Below are 23,508 nucleotides of genomic sequence, written 5' to 3' on the forward strand. Positions count from 1 at the left end.
CTTCGCGCGAGCCGGACCGTATCACTCCCCGGAGAGGGCCCGCCTGCCGGAAGCCCTTCTCACACTCCCGCATATCCCCGCACGCTGAGGACGACCGTTGCCGCCAGCGTCGCCATCGCAAGGCCATCGAACTTTTCCCGCAGTTCATTGATCAGCACTTCGTAGCCGAAGAAGAACACGATGATCTCCACTGCCAGCAGGCCCAGGTTGAAATGCTGCGCCAGCTGGCCAGGCAAATTGGGTACGGTCACGGCAATGAAGATGATCAGAAAGTCCATGGTCGACATTCTGAAGCCTTTCGACCGTCTCGAGAACTTGACCGTGAGCATCACGAACACAGCAATGATGCCGAAGCACAGCCGGTACAGGAACAGCGCCTGTTCGCTCATCCAGGCAGCGCTCCCCTCCTCGATGCAATAGAGAACGAGAGGGACCGTCAGGTACAGCACCAGGCGCAGACCCGTCCCCAGGTATTTCTTCCGTGCAAAAAAAACCCCAAGGATCAGCACGCTGAAGCAAAAGGCCGTGATCGAGACGTACGCCGGGATCCGTGCCGGAATAAAGCAGGAGGCCACCAGGAGGAGGGGGATGAGCAGTTTCGATATGCCGAAGGAGCACCTGATGGTGTAGTTGTTTTCCCTGATCTTGCGCAGCCGGTCCCTGACCACGTTCTCCATGCCGGGAAAGCGCGGGAGCCGCAGGGCCTTGCGGTCCGCCGCGGCGAACAGGCCGACAACGGCTACGGAGAAGGCGCCGTAGCCGGCAATAAGAAGCCAGTCCGAATAATACTTGAAGAAGATGGCGGACAGGATCATCAGCGCCTGTATCACGTATATGACGAAAACCGCTTCGGAATGGGATAGCCCGAAGTTGATCAGCCGGTGATGAAAATGGTTCTTGTCCGGTTTAAAAGGCGACCTGCCCCGGCTGATCCTGTGCACCATGACGGTCAGGGTGTCGAGCACGGGCAGCCCGAGGATGATGAGCGGCAGCACCGGGCTGAGGGGAGTATTGCCCTGCGTCGTCTTGACCGCCAGCACGACTGCGGAGAACCCCAGCAGCTGGCTTCCCGTATCGCCCATGAAGAGACTGGCGGGATGGGTGTTGAACCGGAGAAATCCGAATATCGCGCCCGCCACGGCCATGGTTATGGTCAGGATCGTATTGCTGCCGTCAAGATAGGCCAGATATCCGATGCAGCAGAAGCTGAGCAGGGAGATCCCGCCCGCAAGTCCGTCAAGACCGTCGGCCAGATTCACCGCATTCGTGACGCCGACGATCGCCACCAGGGTGAGCGCGATCTTCAGCCATTCCGTCAACTGCATCTCTCCGGGCAACAGGCTGCCGAGGGAGCTGATTTTGAGCCCGCCGTAGAATATGATGACCAGGGCCGCGAGGATCTGTCCTCCGAACTTCGCCCGGTAACCGAGCCCTTTCATATCATCGATGAATCCGAAGACGACCAGGATGCCCGTTGCCACGATGAAGGCCCGTACGAACTCGTCGGCCAAGGCCCAGAGAACGATGGGGATGAAGACACCAACGGCCATGGCCAGCCCCCCGATCCGCGGCACGGGGCGTACATGGACCTTCCGGGGGTTGGGAACGTCTACAACCTGGTATCTGTCCGCGAGCCTGATCATCATGGGTATCAGGCTGACGGTGATGAATACCGAGAGAAGTAAAGCGGTTAAATATATCATTTATTGCTGCAAGCTCTTTCCCGGGATATACCCATCCAGCACCGGCACGATCTCCCTCGTGAACGACTGCAAACGATTCTCGGCATCCTCTAGCCGTTCAGATGGATACACTGGCGTTATCACCCGCACCAATGCCCCGTCCGCTCGCTGCTTTGTCAAAGAATCCCAGAATGCGTATAGTTTCAGCTGGTAAAGCTTCGTGAGAGTGCGCCCTCGCTGAGGGAACCAGTAATAGGCGAGCTCCCGCACTCCTGTTTTCTCTATAAATGCCCTGTTCACAGGCAGGGAGGATTTACCGTCAGCAAGGGAAACCGCAGCGTCGCCTTCCTCAATAAATGTCCAGCCTCCCATGGGAAGGCACGTTTCGGGCGAATGGATTGCCTCACCCTTGCGCTGATCCTGGTAATAGGCCACATAAAAATTTATAGACTTGCTCTGCGGATCGGTGAAGTTCGCAATGATGTAGTCGCTGAACATCAATGCATCGCGGAACTGCTGTTCCATGTTTTCACGCGCTCCCTTCCATTCCCCCACCTGCAGGGGGAACTGGCTGAGGGGCTTGCCGATCGCAACGTGTTGCCGAAATTCTATGGCATGAGAAAGTCCGGCCGTAAGCAAGAGAACCGCCATACTCACTATCAATGGGGGCTGCAAAAATGCTTTGTCATTCTTTGTCTTTTCAAACCGATCGGCATCTTCACCGGCAGACACCTGCGCGGCTCTTCCGCCCTTCTCTTTCGGCGGCAATTTTTTCAACACAAACATCTCGAGCAGAAAAACCGGTAAGGAAGCCATAAAAACAAGCCAGCCGGAAAAGCCGTGAAAAAAGCCTTCCGCTGCTGACGCCCCAAGCACGCTGTACAAAATGCCGGTTAGCGCGATTCTGAAACTGTTCAAGAGAATGGAGAGCGGCAGGGACGAAAGGAACAGTGCCGTTCTTTTCCAGATATGAGCTTTAAACCAGTAAGCAAGCAGGAGGCCGAAAAGCATCATCGGCAAGATATACCGCAGACCGCTGCAGGCGTCGACGACCTGAAGAAGGGTGAACCCGAGGTCGATGATGTTTCCTTCGCGATATGCGGACATTCCAGCCATATGAAGCATCCAAACCCCTAATTGCGACGAAATCATTTTGGCCCAAACGGTGACCCGCGTGTAGATAAAATTAGGGAGGGGAAACATGGCCAGCATCACCATGAATGCGAACGCAATAATTCGCATCTTTCGCCAGCCGATATGGAGCCAGACGATACCGATGATGACAAACCAGAGCGACAGATACAGAGTCGTGTATTCTCCGCCGAGTTCTCCCAACCAGTAAAACAGTACGCCCACGCCCAGCGGCGCCAGCCCCTGCCAGGAGGGGGCCGAGACAAGCCTGGCAAGCTCGACCCGTTTTTCCCAGATGATATAGAGCGCGACGAAAGGAATAAACCAGCAGTATGAGTACTCCTCGCCTGACCAAGCCGAGATCATTTGTTTGAATGTGGAATAATAAACGAGGAGGATAACAGAGGCATACAGTCCTGCTTTAAGCCAGCTCTCCGGTCTGATCGTGGTACCTTCAAAAACTTTCAATGTTCCGTTCCTCCCCAAATGCGTCCTATTCTTGCTCAGCTCTCTCTCTGGACCATCCTGAGAGGAGGCGCTGGAGTCGTTCCCGCTTCTTGTTCAGCGCCTCTTCCTCCGTTATAACCTTTCAGCATCCGGCACTCCCCCGCCCTTTACGAGCAATAACATCTCCCTAGTCAGAAGAACTGCATGATTTTCGATAGCGGTTTGACGAACGTAGTCCAGAAATAAGGCTTCAGCTCATTGGCCTCCCAGGCATAGCGGTCCATTCGATTTGCCGTAAGCCTGTTCCTGAGCGACATATTGCTTATGCCACCTGAACGCATTCTGACAAGGATCTCCGGCAGGTAAGCCGTACTGATCTTGTGCTTGACCAGGAAACGAAGCATGAGCTCGTAATCCGCAGCGGAACCAAGAGACAGCTTGAAACCGCCATATTTCTCATACATGGACCGGCGGACAAAAAAAGTCGGATGGGGAGGCATCCATCCCCAGTAGAATCTTCGTTCATGATAAGAGCCGGATATCCAGTTACGGACGATCCTCGTTTTGTCGACCGGATCGAAATAGAGCAGGTCGCCGTAACAGGAATCTATTTCCCTGTTTTCGAACACCTTCATGACTCTTTCCAGTACTTGCGGATGGGCGTAGTAATCATCGGAGTTTAAAATGCCGATCACGTCGCCGGTTGCCAGAGCGATGCCTTTATTCATGGCATCGTAGATGCCATGGTCCGGCTCGGAAATGACCTCGGCGATGTGTGGATATGACCTGACGATGCTCAGCGTGTCGTCGGTTGACGCTCCGTCGATAATGATGTGTTCGGCTTGGTTCCCTTGATCTTCGACGCTGTCCAGGCAGTCTTTGATAGTGGAACCGCTGTTGAAGGAAGCCGTTATAATTGATATTTTTTTTCTCATCGTCATATGAGCCACAGTGCGATTCGAAACGGCAGGAAGCTTTAAGGAGCAGCATTACGATTGAATTTGGTTTAATTGACCGGCAGGCGTACCTTGTACGGCGTTATTAATAATTTTTATCTGGTAATGCGGGTTATAGTATTTATCTATTGAAGATCGACATGCACTCCCGACCTCATCTCTTGGTCTATTTCTTTTAAGCCAGTTCTCTATTACTAACGCAAGATCATCAACATCATTGTATTGAAATAAATCCCCATTTTCACCCGGTTTGATTGCCTCCCATTCCGGGCCTGAGCAATCAGGATTGTTATGTGTTATGACGGGCGTCCCGTAGACCAGGGAATGCATGCAGGTCAGGCCGATATCGCCCGGAACCACGCATAAATCGGACAAACTTATCATGGCACCGATGTCCTCTTCCTTATAGCAGGCACCATAAAAATATACATTTTCGCTCATGTCGCGGGAGTCAACATACTGCTTAAGGGACTCCAATGCAGGTCCATCGCCAAGAATTAATACGTTTACATTGATTCCTCGCGATCGCAGCAGATAAGCCGCCTGAATCAACATGTCTACTCTCTTGTCTGAAGTGAGTCTGCCTATGTAAATTAATGTTGGGAAACGAGGGCGGGCAAATACGCGTTTGTATCCGGCAAGAACTTCGTCTGATAGATCATTTCTGACAGCGCATTGTAAATCGTAATCCAGAGAATTATACACAACGTACAGCTTGTCGGGATCAAATCCGCGTTTCACGAGAATCTCTCTTGCGCGATTTCCATACAGCAGCAAACCGTCGCTTAATTTGTAAAATAGCGCTCTTATATGACCTTTAATTCCTTTTTCCTCCCGCAAAAATCCATGTGTCCACATCAAAACGCGTTTGCCGGTGAGTTTCGCAATAAGAATGCTGACCCACGTAGAGAGATGATACATGACTCCCAGGTAAATAATTACATCGACATTACGATTCACAGCCAGTTTCATGAGGCCGGTTTGCCACAGAAATATTTTGAAAAACCAGTAATTCTTAATAAATTTCCACCTCAGTCCGCCTCTATCAGGGTCAATTTCCGCTGTCTTTGCATCGATGGTTTTGATAGGAATGTTGGTCCTGGTGCCGGCAACAAATGAATAATGAGGAAGCGGAAACCGTTGTCTGCACAACGCGTTATATATAGTCCTTCTATAATGGGCAAGAAAGTGGTGTGTAATGACAACATTCAGCCTCGTATCAGGCATGGCGCATGATCTCTTCAAGTGCCGGCTCAGCCTGTGAGATATCTTCAACGTCCGACCGATACGCCATTATTCCCATGATGAATAACAGTGAAGTGGCATTTCCGAAATTGAACAAATAGCGCTCAAAAAGGCCCAGAAATAAATAACCCATGCACATGCCAAAGAGAATGCCCTGCTGGTTTATAAGCTTACCGTTCTTTGCATTCTGCCATAGCACCGCAATTCCGCTCAAAATTAGGTAAACAGCGCTGGAGAAACCCAGAAAGCCGGTTTCGGCCAGCAAGGCTAAATATCCATTATGGGATGAGGTGGCGCTCCTCATCAATCGTTCGTGGGCTCTGAAGCCGACGCCTGTTATGGGGCTGCCAAGAAACAACTCCCACGTTTCTCTCCAGGCATATTGACGACCTGTAGCACCGGTGCCGACGCCGCGCCATTTGTCATGGACTGCAAAGAAGGTCTCCATATGCTGTAATATGCTTTCGTAATACACCGCTGCAACTATAAAAAATGTGAGAACAAAGCCAGCCAAAGCGATTTTACCCCGCGCGGACAGTGTCTTGATAGCAATTAACGAACTTATCGATAAACTAATGATCATGAACAGGGCGGACGCCCTGGATCCCGTGAGGTACAGTATCGTAATACCCGCTGCCATTATCGAGTAGCGCACTATTTTTGTGCGGAAAGTTATAGCGGTCAATATGGCCGACACGCTCATTACGGCAATTGCGTTGGAACCCATCGACTTTAATTCATCGCCAAGCCGCACGCCCGACTTAAAATAATAGACGGCATACAAGACAAGCAATAACGTCGACAGAAAGGAATAGAGCTTCAATCCCTGCGTAAATTGTGAATCCGTTAAATTGGTGTTGAATTGCAGTGTTATAAAAAAAGCGCTGAAGGTGATACAAAAATACGCGAATGATACCCAGGGTTCAGGGCTGACAGCAACAGACAAGGCCGCAAATACCATAAAAACATACATGGCAGCCAACCTGCTCTTACCCGGGGATTTTGGTAAAAAATGATTTCTGCTGAAAGCAAAATAAGCCAGGGGCCATAAGACAGCTGCCGCCATGGAGACCTGGAAACTATCAAGTCCGTTTCCAATGACCCGTGCGAGAACACCGGCACATACAACGCCGGAAAGCCAAAGACCGAATACGAGAACTAAGCCCTTGTTCGTCTTACGCTTCAAAACTTCCCGCCCTTTTAATCGTCTCTGGCTGTAGCATCCGATTCCCTGCAACATATTCGATAAGGCAATATTACTGTTCAAGGATTATCCGCTCAATGTTGCGACCGAATACGTTTTTCTGATATCGGTCCCTTGCTTCAGCCCTGTTGCCGTACGCAATATCTTTTAAACTGCGAATATCCAAAATGGCTTTCTCGAGTATTTCCGTCAAATCAGTACCGCGCACTTCGTGATTATCACCCACGGCAAATCCATTTTTACCATCGCAGAATATATCTTTAATACCGCCGTTGTTTGTTGTAATAACACAGCAACCTGCCGCATAGGCCTCAAGTATTGAAATAGGCTGGCCTTCGTACCGATACATCGTCGGCAGACAAAAGATATGAGCCTCCCACAACAAATTTCTTTTGACTTCGCCTGCAACTGTGCCATGATAATAGATGTTTCGTTCGTTCTTCATCTTTTTAATAAGTTCTGTTTTGTCATGAAGAGAATATATTGCTCCTGCAAAATGCAGCTCTGCCTTATTTCTGATGTTCCGTCGAAGCGACAGAAACGAGCTTAACAGTATTTCGTAGCCTTTTTCTCTTATTAAATTACTCAGAAACAAGATCTTGATCTTTGCTGAAGATCCATATTTGACCTTGATGTTCTCTTCAGGGATCAAGAGGGCCGGCTCGTAATAATTTTTCACGATCTTTATTCTATCTCGCGGGACATATCCGTCAAAGATACCTTCAAACGTTGCACCAAGAACAATTGCGGCCTGCACGTCGCTGAATAGGCCTTTGTTTAAATAACGTATCCATTTCGGCGCCGATAACAGGCAGGTGTCATAATTTGCTCCATGAAGATGCACGACGCATTTTTTTCTGCGAGTTCTCCCCAAGACGGTTAATATAAACAGATCGCGCAGATTACCCCACCGCGTTGAAGATATTACGAAATATACATGATCGAGTTTCTTTATCAGACGTAATTTCATTACTGTTAGGCCGACCATCAGTATGCGCAGCGATTGCACGAAAGAGAACTTGCCGCTTATCAGATTTCCCCGTTGATAACCGATCACCGTTACATCATGATGTCCCTTGAGAGATTCAATAACAGTTTCTGAGGCCGCTGCTGCCCCGGTGATCGGCGGCGACAGGGGAACTAGACAGAGAATTTTATTTCGTATGATCACAAATTGCCTCTCGGATCCCTATCGGTTCCGCGTCTGGATAAAATTGATAAAATTCCAATGCCCGTTGACTTTGGCGATAAAATCCTCCATGGAGTCAACGCCGTCTATCCTTATTCTGTGCAGGGCAAACATGCTCGTACTGTCATTGTCTGTCCCCCAGATTGTGGAGCAGGTTAGATCGAAGCCGTGCTTTTTTAATAAATTTATTATCGAGTCGTTAAAGGTCCCTGATTGACCGAGGGGATAGGCGAAGTGTGTTACCGGTTCCCCCAGTTTTTCCTCCAATACCTGCTTTGATTGAATGATTTCAGCAGCCGCCTTATCCAGGGGCAGCTCCGTAAGAATCGGGTGGCTATGGGTATGCGCGCCGAAATATATGCCATGCTCCCTCATTTCTTTTATATGCGACCACTCCAGATGGTCCAGGCCCCGATAGCTTTTACATTCCTTGGTAATATCGATCTCCCCATTTATAAACCCGGTGGTAAGAAAGATCGTAGCGGGCAGCCCCAGGTTTTTCAATACGGGGAAAGCATACTCGTAATTATCTTTGTAACCGTCGTCGAAGGTTACCACGGCAATATTGCCGGGCGAATCTTTTGCCGTGGTCCTCATTGTATAAAAATCCGAGAGTGAGATCACACTAAAATGAGTTTTCAGGTATCCCATCTGTCTCATAAAATCATCAGGCCGCGTCGATGTTTCATGGGATGGATGGATAGAGTGATAATTGAGTATAACCGACAAGCTTCCTGCGCGCTCATGGCTCAGCAAACCGTATGTTCCGGCAATGAATCTTTTGATCTTTTGCTTTGTCTGGATGGTCAGAAGCATATTTCACCGGCAATCAGTCGCTGTTGTACCTCAGATTTTATTTGATGCAATGAATTTTTGGGTAACGGCCCACCATATTGCGTCGTCTTTCCAATCTTCTGCTTTCCATGCTATCATGTCCCAACCGCCCCACATGACAATCCCATCCGCGTATTTGTAACATGTCTCAAGTTCCAGCCGCCAAAGGTCGCCGTTAATATAGCTGCCTTTCAATATGGTGCTGTCATGGTATTGAGGCCAGAGAAAAGGATACACTGGTTTGCCGTATATTTTTGCCTGCTTGATGTTTTCAATTGCATATTTTTCCCATTGTTCCGGAAACGGGTAAAAAGTGTATAAAGAAGGAAATAGGATATCTACTTCCTGAATGAGAGCAATGTATTGTTCATTTTTATTGACCCAGTCTTTGTATTGTTGCGAGCTCTTCTCTGCGAGGGATGCCCAATATTCTCTCAACGGGATACCGTAAAATCCTATCTGGGACTGCGGGGCATTTTTTTTTATCAGGACCGCCACCTCTTTTAATTTGTCCGCGCCTAGGTGCTCTATATCGATGCATACGATAGATGCCCGGGGTATCTTTTTCGCCGTTTCGACGATTTTCTTCCTATTTAACTCTTTTTTGTCTTCACCTTTGTCCCAAAAGGCATCGTCGTATAAAATAAGTATAGGCTTGATCCCGTATCTACTCATATCAGGCTTATGCTTATACACCACCCCGTCAAATATCTCGAAACCGTACGCGCAATGGCCCGCTAACTGCATAATTGCTGCAATGAGAACGACCTGCATCTTTATAGAACTGAACCTCATTTCATCACCTGCGGCGTCATGCTCTTAAGAATTTGATACACGGGACGTACCGCTTGTTTGATATAACGAGGAATTTTGGAGGGATACGCTTCTTCTATTCTATATGCCCGAGCAAAGTTTTTTATGGTCAATCTATATTCCCCATCTATTTTCCTGTATGATCTGAATACGTTTACAAAACCTCTTTTCTTTTCTACGGGCAGATGCCAAAAGACCAATTCGGATTCACTTCCATCAATTGTTGAATAAATACTTCTATCAGTCCATATTCGTTTAATGAATCGATTAGCCGTATGCGTTTGATATCCGAGTAGATGGTATACATAGCTCAACAGATGGGCTTCTTCGTTAAATTTTTTTTGTTTCTTTTTGTGCCTTTCTAAAGAAACTAGATAGTTTCTACGCCCTGCATCAGCTATTCTTGATAGTTCGCTGCCCAAGCAACAAATAAATTCTCCGCCGGAATACGTGAATTCTTTTGCTGGAAAACCGACATCCATATGTTTGGCTACTTCTATGAGTTCCAAACGGGTCAATCCGTTTATATTGTGTTTATCATCGTAATCAATAGAATACAGCAGGGCCTTATGCTTATCCAGTGCCCTCAATAGATCATCGTCTATGGATTTATTGAATATAATATCGCTATCCAGGATAAAGATTTTATCATCATCTCTGACGACTTCCTTCAGCCTGTCCAGCACATCCAACACCATGAACTGAGTGTTCCATTCTCCATAATAATCAGATGGCGATTTTGTTATGGTTGTAAATTCAATGAATTCAATCTTGTATTGTTGAACCAGTCTATTTATTTCTACGCCGTCTATTTCATTCGGAGGCCTCTTATTTATGAACAAAATATGACGTGCCCCGGGATTCAATCGAGCGCTGCTCTCAAAGAGCAAAAAAACACATCTCCAGTATATGTTCTGAACTCTTTGCGTCCCGGAAGCCGAACCCACCTGGGAGTGACAAATACTCTCGCCTTCGGGTGATGAATACATCCAAGTGACAATTACATTCATGTGCTTCTCCAATTATGGATAACGATGAAGCGCACCAGCGGCAAGGGAACGCCTTGCAATAGCATACGCTGCGCTTACGCGTCAGCGGGAATTACGGATGAAACAAATTTCTTCATTCGCAGCGGAGGCAGAACACTGTCTGTGGTAACACTGCCCAACCGACCTTATAACTGATTCTTTATCAGTAGACTTAACGGCGGCATATCGTCCGTCAATTTTTTCTCAAGCAGTCTCTTCTGCCACACTAAATAGAAACTAGCCACTGCCATGCTGACCATGACCGCATACGCCATGTTGACGATGTTCAGTCTGTTGATCATAATTAAACTCATCACAAACATCACATTTGCAAAGGACTGCACGACATAACTGATAAATATCTGATGGGTTTTCCCCATTCCGAGAAGGATATAAAATGCAGGTACGGCCAGCAGATTCATGAAAACCCCGATGAGCATGGCGCGAAATACGACGGGCAGTATTCCCACATATTTATTCTGCAACCACGTCGACAATATCGGCGCTGCAAACACCATCAATATGATCCAGAGAGGTGCCGCAATGATCAATATTGTTTTGAGGGATAGTTTATTGAGTTGCTGAATTCTCTTGATCGCATCGGGGGATATTACGGCGCTTACACGGCTCACTTCGGGAGAAATGGCCTTGATGCCGGACTCTACTAAACTTCTGATATACATACAGCTGTTATACGTTATTTCATAAATGGGAACCGACGAGACTCCAATAAATCGGGAAATCATTATCTTATTGAATGGACTGACCAATATGTTTATGAGAGAGCTGCCGAACATGCCGCTGCCGATTTTCAGCAGTTTAGTCACATATTGTAAATTATAGTTCTTTGTTTGATAAAAAGAATAATCGCCCAATTGGTGTATCAGATATACATTGACACCGTGAATAATCGCATATGACAGCGCGCTCGCTATTAACATACTCCTTATATCCAACCCGAGGTACAACAGCATTAAGGACAAAACTGATATCAGAATACGGCCGCCTGCATCACTGTAGGTGGCGAGGTCCATGCGCCCCAGGCCTGACAGCGTTGCGGATGATACTTGGACAATAAAAACATATATGGTAAGCAGGCCCATATAGGGCAGCAATGATAAAGCAATCCTCGCGTTCTCATCTGTCAGTTTGAATAGATTAATAATCTGAATCCTGAAGAGGATGAGCATAATGAAAGCCATGCAGCCGCTGATAATCAGAATCGCTGTTGCCGATGATAACGTGCTTTGAATGCCGTGCGTATTTCGGCGACCATATTCTTCGGCAACTAATTTTACGACAGCCGGCGCCAATCCCAGATTGCTCAATTGCGCAATATTCATTATCGTAGATAATATGAGCCAGACGCCGTATTTTTCATATCCGAGAAAGTGCAAATAGAGTGGATAACTAATGGCTGTCACCGCCACAGCAGCTATGTTTGTCACCATGCCGGTAACGATATTTATACGCAATTGCGATGACAATATTTTATCGGCTAGTGATTTGAGTGACATAATTATTGGTCTGATATGATTTGATTTCTGTTAAGTACTTTCTTACTAAACTTACCGAATATGTTTCTGATTCCTTCTCAACGGGCGATATCATAACGGCTTTCGGTCTTGTTCCCAAAGCCAGCACAATTACCTATGATCTATTCATGGTAGCTGAGAATTTTGAAGCCTCCGTTCCTGCATAAGAGGTCCCTTTCCGCTTGTCTGATGTCCTCTCTCACCATCTCTGAGACGAGTTCGGCAAAGCCGACCCTGGGTTTCCATCCCAGCTTTTCCTTTGCTCTTGAAGGGTCGCCCAGCAGGGTCTCCACTTCCGTCGGCCGAAAGTATCGCGGATCGACCTCTATCAGGACTTCTCCTGTGTTATCGTCGTACCCTTTTTCGCCGGTACCCTTCCCTTGCCAGCTGACCCGGGTCCCGATCTCATGAAAGGCCGCTTCGACGAACTCCCTGACCGAATGCTGTTCTCCCGTGGCTATCACATAATCGTCAGGGCTGTCCTGCTGAAGCATGAGCCACTGCGCTTCCACATAATCCTTGGCATGGCCCCAGTCACGGCGGGAATCCAGGCTCCCCAGGAAGACCTTATCCTGAAGTCCGAGCTTTTTTCTCGCCACAGCCCTGGTGATCTTTCTTGTCACGAACGTCTCGCCGCGCAGGGGGGACTCATGGTTGAAAAGAATGCCGTTACAGGCAAAGAAATCATAGGCCTCGCGGTAATTTATCGTTATCCAGTATGCGTAGAGTTTTGCAGCAGCATACGGGCTCCTGGGATAAAAGGGCGTCGTTTCCTTTTGTGGGACCTCCTGTACCTTTCCGAACAGCTCCGACGTCGATGCCTGATAAAATCGCGTTCTTTTCTCCAGGCGTAATATCCTGATCGCTTCAAGAATCCTCAAAGTCCCCAGGGCATCCGAGTTCGCCGTGTACTCCGGTGTTTCAAAAGAAACTTTTACATGGCTTTGCGCCGCGAGGTTGTAAATCTCATCGGGCTGCACTTCCTGGATGATCCGGATGAGATTGGTTGAATCAGTAAGATCGCCGTAATGCAGAACGAAATTCAATTTTCTCTCATGGGGATCCTGGTATAAATGGTCGATCCTGTCGGTATTCAGGAGTGACGCTCTTCGTTTAATTCCATGTACGACATAGCCCTTCTCAAGCAGGAATTCCGCTAGATATGCTCCGTCCTGGCCTGTGATGCCGGTAATGAGCGCTTTTTTCATTCGATAACTCTCCTTACTTTCATGCAACTTTTTTTTCATGCACACGGAGAAGCTCCAACGGGACGATCATGTTGACTGAACTCTCCCTATTCCATACAGGGCGGCAGCTCAGGGGGTTCGCGTCTAAGCGCGGTATGTTATCCGACCATTGCCATGCACGATGTTCCGCGTATCCACGACCGGAATGTCAAGGGACGCGAAATCGATGTTCCTGTACTCATCATGGGCTGTAGCCACCAGCAACAGGTCATACGCATCGGTTATTGGCGACGAACGTTTCCCGGCATATCGCGCATATTCACGGGTTTTGCGTATCTCCGGTATGTAGGGGTCGTTGAAATCGACAATGGCACCCACCTCTTCCAGTTTTTCCATAAGTCGATACGCCGGTGATTCCCGGTCATCGTCCACATTGGCCTTGTAAGCCAAACCGAGTATAAGGATGCGGGCCCCCCTCACCGGCTTGCTCGCCTGGTTCAGGGCCATCATCACCTTGCTGACGACGTAGTCGGGCATTCCCGTATTGATTTCGCCTGCCAATTCGATAAAGCGGGTGTGGAACCCGAATTCACGCGCCTTCCAGGTCAGGTAGAAAGGGTCGATGGGGATGCAGTGGCCTCCCAATCCCGGTCCGGGATAGAAGGCATGGAAACCGAATGGTTTTGTCTTGGCCGCATCAATGACTTCCCAAACGTTTATTCCCATCCTGTCGAGAAGCATTTTAAGTTCATTGACCAGAGCGATATTGACCGCCCGGTAGATATTCTCGAGAAGCTTGGTGGCTTCGGCTACTTTTGTGGAAGACACCGGTACGGTCGTGACTATCGAATCATAGAGTGCCTTGGCTGCTTCGAGACATGCCGGAGAATATCCGCCAACTACCTTTGGTATGGTGCTCGTAGAGAAATCCTTGTTGTTCGGGTCCTCCCGTTCAGGAGAGAAGGCGAGATAAAAATCAACACCTGCCGACAGCCCGGTATCCTCAAGAATCGCCTTCATGTCCTCATCCGTCGTACCTGGATACGTGGTCGACTCAAGCGCTACAAGCTGGCCTTTACGCAGGTACTTCGCAATGGTCTTTGTCGTATTAAAAACGTAGGACATGTCCGGCTCCCGATTCCGGTTAAGAGGCGTCGGGACGCAGATAATAATGCAGTCCATGTCCGCAAGCTTCGAAAAATTGGTCGTTGCGACCAGCAGGTGCGCAAACGGCCTGATTCGCCCGCTCGCAATATGCTTGATATAGCTTTCCCCCCGGCTGAGCATGGCTGTCTTTTCCGGATCAACATCAAATCCCGTCACGGGGAAGCCCGCCCTGCAGAATTCGATGACCAGAGGAAGCCCCACATAACCGAGGCCGATGATACCGACACGGGCTTCCTTGCGATTAATTTTTTCGACAAGACTCATGATTTATTTTCTCCCGCACAACTTAGCGTGTAAACCTTCGAAGATGATCGGAGCGGCGTCCTGGCCACCGATATATCCGGCGATGCCGCACATGGATCAGGCATCTTTCCCCTGCCTGGATTCCATTTTCCGCTCCTATTCGTTCAGATGATGGATCGCAGGACGCCCGGCCAGGAGCCTCCGTTCAAAGCCCGTCTCCCATTCCCATGCCGTCCGTATGATGAACTCCAGATCATCATGCCGCGGCGTCCATCCGGTCCGTTCCTTCAAGCGCATGCTGTCCGCGATGAGGGCGGGCGGATCGCCGGCTCGTCGACCGGTTTGCTCAACAGGGAGATCCACTCCGGTGACCTTTCTAACCATGGACAGGACCTCCCTGACGGAGAACCCGCGTCCATACCCGCAGTTCATGACATCGGACCTCCCGGTCTCCATCAGGTACTCGAGGGCCATGACATGGGCGCTGGCGATATCGTCGATATGGATATAATCCCGGATACAGGTCCCGTCGGGGGTCGGATAATCGGTGCCATAGATGGAAAGCTTTGCTGCTTCGCCCTTTGCGCACTTCAGCGCCCGGGTGATCAGATGGGTCGGTTTGGCATAGGCCTGTCCGAGCCGGCCGGCCGGATCAGCACCGGCGACATTGAAATACCGCAGTGCAATGTAATGAAAATCCTCGGCAGCGGCGAGGTCGTGCAGAATGCGCTCAGTAATCTCCTTGGTCGCGCCGTAGGGGTTGATCGGCTTCAGCTCGGCGGTCTCGTCGACCGGCACAGAGGACGGGATCCCGTACACGGCGGCGCTCGAGGAATAGAGCAGGTTCTCCACGGCGGCAAACTGCATGGCCTCCACCAGGTTCTGGGTGTTGACGACATTGTTCCGGTAGTATTTCATCGGCCGCCGGACGGACTCCTCCACCTCGATGGACGCGGCAAAATGGATGACCGCGTCCGCCCTGAACGCCTGCATGGTGTGCTGCAGCAGCAGTGTGTCCGCAAGGTCGCCTTTGACAAGGTTCCCGTACAGGACCGCCCTCTCATGCCCGGTGGACAGATTGTCGAACACAAGCAATTCATGGCCCTGCTCTCCCAGCATCTTGACCACATGACTGCCGATATAGCCCGCGCCGCCTGTTATAAATATCTTCATCTGGCTCTCCCTGACAGCTGATCTAGCTTTGCATGTTCCTGCGGTCTGCGGGTGATCCTGTAAACGGCAGTTGGTACCGCATAAGCACATGGTAGAATACCTTGACTTCGGATAACCTTGAATCTAGAGACAAGTTCTTAAGAAGCCAAAAAAACTGACATCGAGTCAATTTGTTATCCGCAGATTACTCAGATTTCACAGATGAAACCAGAGTTGTTTATTTATTCATTTTTTAATCTGCGTACATCTGCGAAATCTGTGGACTAACACTTTAATCAGATTCTAGTTCTGTTGTTTCGGTCTGCGAACAGGACCGGCATGTGAGCAAACGGAGAAGCTTTTGGCAATGCTCCGCCTTCTCGGTCACAGGGCTTCAAAAAAGACCGGGAAGTTGACGGAATGATGCACTTGTTGCCTTAACCGACGATGAATGCCTGCTCGGATCGCCCGACCTGCTCTTACGCGGCCTCGACATCCTCCGCGCACATCTTGACGGCCACGCTTCTCCCGAGCAGTTCCACGTTCACGAGAAATATATGCTGACCGTGATTCTTCTGCTTTAGCATTCCCTGGGCGCCCCGGAACACACCTTTTGTTACGCGCACCGGCGTCCCTTCCTGCAGATGAGGATAGATGTCAACCCGTTCCCCGCTTACGAGAAGCATCTTCAGGGATTCGATCTCTTCAGAGGCCACCGGCGTGGGGTGCCCGGGGACCAGCGAGATAAAGGTCACCGTACCCCGCGTTTTGATCACGTTCACGAATTCCTCGGGTTCCGGGGCGATGGAGACAAAAAGATAGCCGGGGAACAGGGGGACTACCACCTGTTTCTTCCGGTCTTTCCATTGATTCAGTTTTGTTGCGGAGGGGAGAAACAAGTCTATCCCCTTCTTCCGGAGCTCGTCGGCAACAACGAATTCATGCCTCGATTTCACGTATACTGCGTACCAGTTCGTCTGTGTCATGTCCACATACCTTGCCGCAGCTGTTCAGGTCAACTGCCCGGCGCACAGCGCAACCCCCGGCGTCTTTCAGGGGTTCTTTGCGGTGCTCACCTCGTCGCGAAGCAGGATCTCCACTGATGCCTTCTCGCGCAGGCTCTTTGCATATCGGTCTGCATCCTGCCGCGCTTTTTCCTGGGCCAGGTGCTGACGGATTTGTTCCTTGACAACATCATAGGACAGGATGGTTTCCGCCTTCCGGTCGAACACCTTGAACACATGGAACCCGTAGCTGGTCTCCACGATATCGCTCGTTTCCCCGGCTTTCATCTTGAAGACGGCCTTCTCGAGTTCTGCATCCAACTGGCCCCTCCTGATATATCCCAGGTCGCCGCCTTGCGTCCTGGTCGGACCGTCCGACTGCTCCCGCGCCAGGGCCGCGAAGTCGCGTCCTTTTTTCAGGTCCTTCAGCACCTGTTCGGCCTTCTGCCGGGCTTCCTGTTTTTTGGGATCGTCCCATTTCGGATCGACCTGGATCAGGATGTGGCTGACCCGTACCTGCAGCGGCTGTTTGAACAGGTCCAAGTGGCTTTCATAATAGCCGAGCGTCTCGGCGTCGGTCACAGTGACCTTCGAGCCGAATTGCCGCTCCACATACTGCTGCAATGAGCTGTTCCGCTCCAGTTGCGACTGCAGCTCTTCTTCGGACAGGTTCCTCCTGCCGAGCTCATTCTTATACTCGGCCTCGTTCAGGAACTGCTTCTTGAGCGCGGCGAGCTCCCCGGCAACCGCTTTTTCATCAGGCCTGATGCCGGCCCTACGGCTGTCCTGATAGAGCGCCTCGCGCCTGATCATACTTTCCAGCACCTCCGCCCGGATGGAGGCGACCTGGCTGCCGGTGAGCGGTCTCCCCATGCCCAGAAGGGTCTTTTGGATCTGGAAGACTTCCCCGTCGAATTCACCCCGCCTGATGGGAACGCCGTTCACCGTCGCAACGCGGTCACCGGCCGGTTCAGGCTTTTTTGATTCGCTCCAGGCCGGCGAGGCCACGGCGATGCACGCGGCGAACAGCGCTGCTGTCTGAAAACTGGAAACCCTGGTCATGCTCAGCTGCCTCCCTTATTTTTATTGATCTTCTTCTGCTCGATCTCTTCCTGGTACTGGCTCGTGAGCTGCTCCAGTTCCACCTTCTTTACCTGCGTCAGCGGTTCCTTCTCGAGAAGCGCAGCTCCTATGCCCTTGTCCTTGTATCTTTTAACGAGTTCCCCGGCTATCGTGGCCAGGTCGGCATTGTTTGAGATGCAGGTGCCCAGCTCCCGGGTCGTCTTCTTCAGGTCCGCCTGAAGGGTCTGCTTCTCGCCTGAGGTCTTTTTCAGCTCATGGTCCAGTTCCTTGTTGTTCCGCTGTGCCTCCTGGAGCTCCTGTTTCGTCCTGGCTGTTGTTTCATCGGCAGCCTTCACGTGCGCGTCCAGTTTCTGCAATTGCCCGGTCAGCGCTCCCACCTGGCCGTTCAGGACCGCCGCTTTCTTTTTCTCGCCCTGGAGTGCAGTCTGCAGCCTGTTCACGTCGTCCCGGCATTTCTGTTCGAGCGAGTTCGCAGCCTCGGCCTTTTCTTCCGTCAACTTCTTCTGGATAAAGGCTATCTTCTTGTCCTTCTCTTTGATCTTGTCCTGGCAGATCTTTTGTTCCTTACTGACCTGCATCTGTCCCACACCCAGCCCTATGAGCAGGCCGGCCGCCAGCACAACGGCGGGAAGCTTCAACTTTTGAATCGGCGGTATTTTCATATGCTCTCCAAGGCTGACACGTTTCAGAATCGTGCGTTGACATCCACCTGCAGCACGTCAATTGACAGCTTTCCAGGACTGTCCGATGGTTCGTTGATTTCATCCGCCGTTAGCCACCGAGCCGTAAGCCAGTAATTCTTCGCCAGACCCACATCGGCACCAAGGATCCATCCCTTGGCATTGGTACCTCCCAGGTGAAAATCGGAATCCGTGAATCCGTCCAGCACGGCGTCATTCCCAAGGCGCTTCGCATAGACATACACCTTCCACTGTTTCCGATCCTGGATGGTAGGATAGCCGACGGAGACCCCTATCTGATACCCCACGATGTCTTTGACCGTGTTGGGGACTTGTGTCAGTTGCAGGACATCGTTTCTGACAAAACCGATGTTCCTCACATAGTCACCGAGGAACACGATATGAACGGGATCCCAGAATCCGAGATCAAGAGTCCCTGTAAGGTCAATCTCCTTGAACTTCGAAGCAAGGCCCACCTTGGAACTGTTGGAAGGGTCGATGGCAAACAAGGTGTTCATGAATCCCGGCCGCTGCGCTAAAGGATAAACCGACCAGTCGGTGGCGCCGGGATGAGTGGGATCCTCGTTGGGTACGCCGGTAATATTGTTGAAGTCATAGTAGGCGGCGCCGATCTTGGTAGAGATGCCTTTCTGGTCTCTGCTTTCCATTCCAACCTGTCCTGCATAGAGCCACTTGCTGTGTTCTGAAAAGTCAGAAGTGCTCATTGGGTCAGACTGTTGCAGGGGGAATGCCCCAACGGTCAGAAAGGGGGTCCATGATTCAGGACGGGGAGCCTTCGCGCTGATGGCCAGACCCTCAAAGTTCAGATCTGCATCCCAGACCAGCTCGGAGGCCGAAAAAAAGGGATTAGGCATGCGGCCCCCGTACAGGGTGAGGGACTTCCCAGGTTGCCACCGAATATAGGCAAGGTCAACCAGGATACTGTCCTTGTTCATATAATCATTCATACTCGTATTTGTCGACACGGGATTCGTTGTGGTCCCCGTGGCAAGGCGAAGGACCGCTTCCACCTGATCATTCACCCTTGCCTCTGCTCCGAAGCGAACCCTGTACTTGTAGAGGTCCTGATCCGCCCAGGTGTTCACAAGTTGCTGGCTTACGACACCTTGCGAGACTTGATAAACTTGCTGAGAGTTATTCTTATCAAAAAGGTCTTTTTCATACCGCAGCCGGATGTCGCCGCCGAAGCGGAGCCTCTGGTCCTTCTCCTTCATGGCCGAGTTCACTTTCCAAATTTCGCGGTACATCTCGTTCATGACTTCGCTTCTGACCTCGTCCTCGACTTTCTGGTGGACCTCTTCGGTCACTCGGGCCGTAATCGCCGCGATCAGTTCTCGGTCATGCACCTCCTGAGCAGCGAGTGCAGACTCGGCGGCGTTGGTCCCTGTCCCTTCGCTGCTTAACGCCGACTGCTCTGGAGCCGCAGCAGCGACTTGATCGACGGGAGTACCTGTCCCTTCTATACTCAGCACCGACTGCGCGGGAGCCCCAACAGCTCCCTGAGCGGCAGGAGTCCCCGTGCCTTCGCTGCTCTTAGCCGCATGCTGACCGGGAGATGCTTCAGTGGGTTGGCTCGCGCTCCCCTGCCTCATCTGATCAGCCGGCTCCTTGGCGGATTGCCTGCTGGTGGCAACGTCGCTCATCGACGGCGTGCTCTCATGCCTGATGATTACCGGCTTGGAAACCGAAGCGCAACCGGCGACAATTGCCATCAGGAGAGCCGCTGTGCCGCAATTGATGTATCTTCCTCTACCTGTCAAGGATACCGATGCCTGCTCGTTTTTCTTGCTCATTGATGTAAGCCTGCCGCCTTTCCTCACGAAGATACCTGGCCGCTCATTCCGGGAACAGCCGGGGAGCCCCCGGCTCCTGCCGGAAGGGCTCCACTTATCTGTGTTCATCTGTGGTTAACTGCTTTTCCCCGGCTCCGCCCCGTAGCATCAACCCTGAGAAACGATCCTGATGTCCATCGTCCGCGGCATGCCCTCGGGCGGCGGCTCGCTGATCCGGAGAGTACGGAGGGAATTCATGACCGCTTCATCCATCCTTGTGTTGCCCGAAGAACCGATGATCCGGTAATCGGTGACCTTGCCGTCGAAGTCCACGCTCACCCTGACCACAGCCTGAAGTTTGCCCTTGGGGATCCCTCCTTCATCATCAAGACGCTTCATGACCTTCTTTCTGAGTTCCGTCGTCACGATCTGGGTATAGCCGGAGAATTTGGTCAGAAGAGAGCCTTTTCCGAATCCCGATCCCCCGGCCAGAATGCTCCTGCCCCCCTTTTTCCCGACCAGGCCGAAGTTGTCGCTTCCCGCTCCGCCCTCGGCATCGACACCGAGGTTGTCTCCGGCAGGCGTGCTGTCATTGTCAGCGCCTTTGGGCTCGTTGCTCTGGACCGGATCGATGATCTCTTCCTGCTTCGGGACCTCCTTGACCGTTTCGGGTTCGGGCGGTTTTTCCTTTATCATCAAAGGCGGCGGCTTGAGCAGGGTGACGGTTGCCGTTGTGTTCTTCCTGCGCGGTTCATCCTGGGACAGGACCGTCTTGACGATATACGCGCCGCCGGCGGCAAGAGCGATCATCACGGCGATAAGGACCCAGGGGATCGTTTTTTTATCTTCCTGGTGCTTATCCTCCTGCATCATTTCACCAGTCTCTGCGTCACCAGGCCGAGTTGGGTGATCTCGAGGCGCTGCAGGATGTCCAGCACCTCGATGACGCTCTTGTAGGAGATCTTCTCATCGCCCCGGATGACCACCGGGAAATTGGGGTCCGCGCCCTTGTACTGCCGGAGCCTGCTCTCCAGCTCGGGCAGCGTCACGGGGAAACTGTCGAGATAGATCGTCCCTTCCCCGGTGATGGTGATCGCCTTCGCCGTGGATTTCACCTTGCTCGCAGACGCGCTCGCCTTGGGAAGGTTGACGCTGATCCCCTGTACGGACGCCGTTACGACGATCATGAACACCAGCAGGAGGTTCCAGGCAAGGTCCAGCATGGGGACCACGTTGATCTCGTCGTATACTTCGTGGTCGTCGTAGGGGTTATGCCTCATGATGCATCCTTCTTTTCCTCCTCCAGCCTGAGGATGAAGTCATCGATAAAAACATTAACGTCCGCATTCATGTTTTTGATCTGACCGGTAATGTAGCTGCTGGCGAACAGTGCGGGGATGGCGACTAGCAGCCCCGCCATGGTGCAGGCAAGCGCCGACGCCACACCCGGAGCGATGGCGGCGAGGTTCGCTTCACCACTCTCGGCAAGACCTGCAAAGGTGTTCATGACGCCCCAGACCGTACCCAACAGACCCAGAAACGGTCCGCCTGCAACGCTCATGTTCATGATGACCATGCCGGCCGACAGCTTTCTGCTTTCATACATGGCTTCTTTTTCCACGGCGGCCTTAAACCCGTTCATGGCCCGTTCGGACAGTCCGCTCCCGTGCTTGAAGGTTTGCCCTTTTCTCTCCAGCCACTGTTTCAGTTCATTACACCCGGTGCGATACACCCGGTAGAGCGTGGAGTGCTGAAAGTCCTGTTCCTTGTCAAGGAGGGACAACGGGTCATCCAGACGGCTGAAGGACTCGGCAAAGGTCTCGTTCCCCTTTTTGGCAAGACGAAACATCGCGATCTTCTGTTGAAAGATGAAGACGGACCCGCACCCCATGAGGAACAGGAACCCTATGATGAGCCAGCCGTCCAGGGTGATGGTCCGGATGATGATCTTCATGAGATGGATGGTAAGCGATTCGCCGCCGCCTCCGCCTGTTTCCTCGTCCAGATAGGCGGTCAGCACGCCATCCGGTCCCTGGCCCTGGAACGCCGCCTTGATCCAGCCGGCGGGCCTCACGATGTTCGACAACTGAATCTCATCGAGGTCGCCGATGAACGCATTGCCGCCTTTCGCTGCTCCACCGATGATGATGTCTGCGGAAGGCGCTGGAATCGATCTGTTCAACTTGCTCGTCGCGGTTTCTTTGCCGTCCACATACAGGGTGATCTGCTTCTCCGGGTCCACGGTCACGGCAAGGTGCTGCCAACGGTTCGGGATCAAGGCCGCCGTTTTAGGCGTCGCCGCATCATATCCTTTGCCGTATCCCAGATTGCAATACGCATTCCCGTTGTCAATGCCGATCACGATCGACTGGACTCCGTCGTCCCAGGAAAACAGTTGGGCGCTCCCCGTGGACTGCTTCGGACGGACCCAGGAGGAGAACGTGAACCCCTTGGTAAAACTGACCGATGCCGATTTGGCGATCGTCATCTGTCCGCCGGTTGCACCGTCAAACTGTGCGCCACTGCCGATAACGGATGGAAGCCCCAGTTTACCGGTAAACCCGGCCGCATGGTTGGCATAGGCCGTCGCGTCCCTCGGGTTGCCGCTCTTTTCCGCGAGATGATAGACCGCAACCTGGTTCACATCATACGAGCCGCCTGCGTCCTGGCCGTCCGGTGCGGAAGCATTGCCGTAGTACATCCAGATCGAATCCTGGTCTGAGCCCCCGCCCAGGCGGGGAACCTTGACCCATATGAGCGCAATCTCCTCCTTGGGATCGAACTTTTCGATGTTATACTTCAGGGGAGACTTGTCATCGCTGCTCACGAACCGGATGTCCGACCCGTCCGCCTTGGCGCTGGAGAAGCTGAAGTTGCCCGTATGGAGACGGATGAGCAACGGTACATCGCTGAGGTTCTCCTTGATGTCGGCGGCCTTTGCCGAGGCATCGAACTGGATCTTCTTGCGCTGCTGCCACTTGCCATCCCACCAGGCATGCGCGCTTGGCGCGGCAAGCAGGCCGAGAAGTACCACCATTCCCGCTGTCATTGCGAACACTTTTGTCAATAAACGTACAGGTATCAATGATTTTCTCCCATCCATATGCACTAAGGTTCCTCTTGTTCTTTGAAGTT

General features: G+C 51.5%; 20 protein-coding genes. All 20 read right to left on the bottom strand.

Annotation, left to right across the window (positions count from 1 at the left end; all coding sequences use genetic code 11):
* Positions 1-59 precede the first annotated feature (59 nt).
* Entirely contained in the window at positions 60-1,703 is a 1,644-nt protein-coding gene (locus tag VL197_02130) for an MraY family glycosyltransferase (protein ID HUJ16764.1), read from the bottom strand.
* Positions 1,704-3,281 carry a VPLPA-CTERM-specific exosortase XrtD gene (gene xrtD, locus VL197_02135; GenBank protein ID HUJ16765.1) on the bottom strand — a complete coding sequence of 526 codons (1,578 nt, stop codon included), beginning with the start codon at positions 3,279-3,281 and terminating at the stop codon, positions 1,704-1,706.
* Between the two features lie 170 nt (positions 3,282-3,451).
* Complete coding sequence (locus VL197_02140) at positions 3,452-4,201, bottom strand: glycosyltransferase family 2 protein (GenBank protein HUJ16766.1); 750 nt, start codon at positions 4,199-4,201, stop codon at positions 3,452-3,454.
* A gap of 48 nt (positions 4,202-4,249) precedes the next feature.
* On the bottom strand, positions 4,250-5,443 hold the full coding sequence (locus VL197_02145) for a glycosyltransferase (GenBank protein ID HUJ16767.1): 1,194 nt from the start codon (positions 5,441-5,443) through the stop codon (positions 4,250-4,252).
* Positions 5,436-6,728, bottom strand: coding sequence for an O-antigen ligase family protein (locus VL197_02150; protein HUJ16768.1), 1,293 nt, complete (start codon positions 6,726-6,728; stop codon positions 5,436-5,438). Before VL197_02150 ends, VL197_02145 begins: the two co-directional genes overlap by 8 nt.
* On the bottom strand, positions 6,718-7,836 hold the full coding sequence (locus VL197_02155) for a glycosyltransferase family 4 protein (protein HUJ16769.1): 1,119 nt from the start codon (positions 7,834-7,836) through the stop codon (positions 6,718-6,720). Before VL197_02155 ends, VL197_02150 begins: the two co-directional genes overlap by 11 nt.
* 18 nt (positions 7,837-7,854) lie before the next feature.
* A complete protein-coding gene (locus VL197_02160; GenBank protein HUJ16770.1) occupies positions 7,855-8,670 on the bottom strand; it encodes a polysaccharide deacetylase family protein in 816 nt (271 codons plus the stop codon).
* A 30-nt stretch (positions 8,671-8,700) separates the two neighbouring features.
* Complete coding sequence (locus tag VL197_02165) at positions 8,701-9,462, bottom strand: hypothetical protein (protein HUJ16771.1); 762 nt, start codon at positions 9,460-9,462, stop codon at positions 8,701-8,703.
* Positions 9,463-9,479: 17 nt separating this feature from the next.
* Positions 9,480-10,511, bottom strand: a complete 1,032-nt coding sequence (locus tag VL197_02170) for a hypothetical protein (protein ID HUJ16772.1) — start codon at positions 10,509-10,511, stop codon at positions 9,480-9,482.
* A gap of 164 nt (positions 10,512-10,675) precedes the next feature.
* A complete protein-coding gene (locus VL197_02175) occupies positions 10,676-12,046 on the bottom strand; it encodes an oligosaccharide flippase family protein (GenBank protein ID HUJ16773.1) in 1,371 nt (456 codons plus the stop codon).
* 140 nt (positions 12,047-12,186) lie between these two features.
* The gene (gmd, locus tag VL197_02180; protein HUJ16774.1) at positions 12,187-13,272 is read right to left on the bottom strand and encodes a GDP-mannose 4,6-dehydratase; all 1,086 of its coding nucleotides are present in this window, start codon (positions 13,270-13,272) and stop codon (positions 12,187-12,189) included.
* 123 nt (positions 13,273-13,395) lie between these two features.
* Positions 13,396-14,682, bottom strand: a complete 1,287-nt coding sequence (locus VL197_02185) for a nucleotide sugar dehydrogenase (GenBank protein ID HUJ16775.1) — start codon at positions 14,680-14,682, stop codon at positions 13,396-13,398.
* Between the two features lie 135 nt (positions 14,683-14,817).
* Entirely contained in the window at positions 14,818-15,834 is a 1,017-nt protein-coding gene (galE, locus tag VL197_02190; GenBank protein HUJ16776.1) for a UDP-glucose 4-epimerase GalE, read from the bottom strand.
* A gap of 458 nt (positions 15,835-16,292) precedes the next feature.
* Positions 16,293-16,799: a UpxY family transcription antiterminator gene (locus VL197_02195; protein ID HUJ16777.1), complete on the bottom strand. Its 507-nt coding sequence runs from the start codon at positions 16,797-16,799 to the stop codon at positions 16,293-16,295.
* 66 nt (positions 16,800-16,865) lie between these two features.
* Positions 16,866-17,879 (bottom strand): peptidylprolyl isomerase, encoded by a 1,014-nt coding sequence (locus VL197_02200; GenBank protein ID HUJ16778.1) that lies wholly within the window; start codon positions 17,877-17,879, stop codon positions 16,866-16,868.
* Between the two features lie 2 nt (positions 17,880-17,881).
* Positions 17,882-18,562: a hypothetical protein gene (locus tag VL197_02205; GenBank protein HUJ16779.1), complete on the bottom strand. Its 681-nt coding sequence runs from the start codon at positions 18,560-18,562 to the stop codon at positions 17,882-17,884.
* A 23-nt stretch (positions 18,563-18,585) separates the two neighbouring features.
* Complete coding sequence (locus tag VL197_02210; GenBank protein ID HUJ16780.1) at positions 18,586-20,394, bottom strand: putative porin; 1,809 nt, start codon at positions 20,392-20,394, stop codon at positions 18,586-18,588.
* A gap of 147 nt (positions 20,395-20,541) precedes the next feature.
* On the bottom strand, positions 20,542-21,246 hold the full coding sequence (locus VL197_02215) for a TonB family protein (GenBank protein ID HUJ16781.1): 705 nt from the start codon (positions 21,244-21,246) through the stop codon (positions 20,542-20,544).
* On the bottom strand, positions 21,243-21,653 hold the full coding sequence (locus VL197_02220) for a biopolymer transporter ExbD (protein HUJ16782.1): 411 nt from the start codon (positions 21,651-21,653) through the stop codon (positions 21,243-21,245). Before VL197_02220 ends, VL197_02215 begins: the two co-directional genes overlap by 4 nt.
* Positions 21,650-23,458, bottom strand: coding sequence for a DUF2341 domain-containing protein (locus tag VL197_02225; GenBank protein ID HUJ16783.1), 1,809 nt, complete (start codon positions 23,456-23,458; stop codon positions 21,650-21,652). Before VL197_02225 ends, VL197_02220 begins: the two co-directional genes overlap by 4 nt.
* Positions 23,459-23,508: the final 50 nt, after the last annotated feature.

This window comes from Nitrospirota bacterium, from assembly GCA_035516965.1.
Classification (GTDB): domain Bacteria; phylum Nitrospirota; class UBA9217; order UBA9217; family UBA9217; genus MHEA01.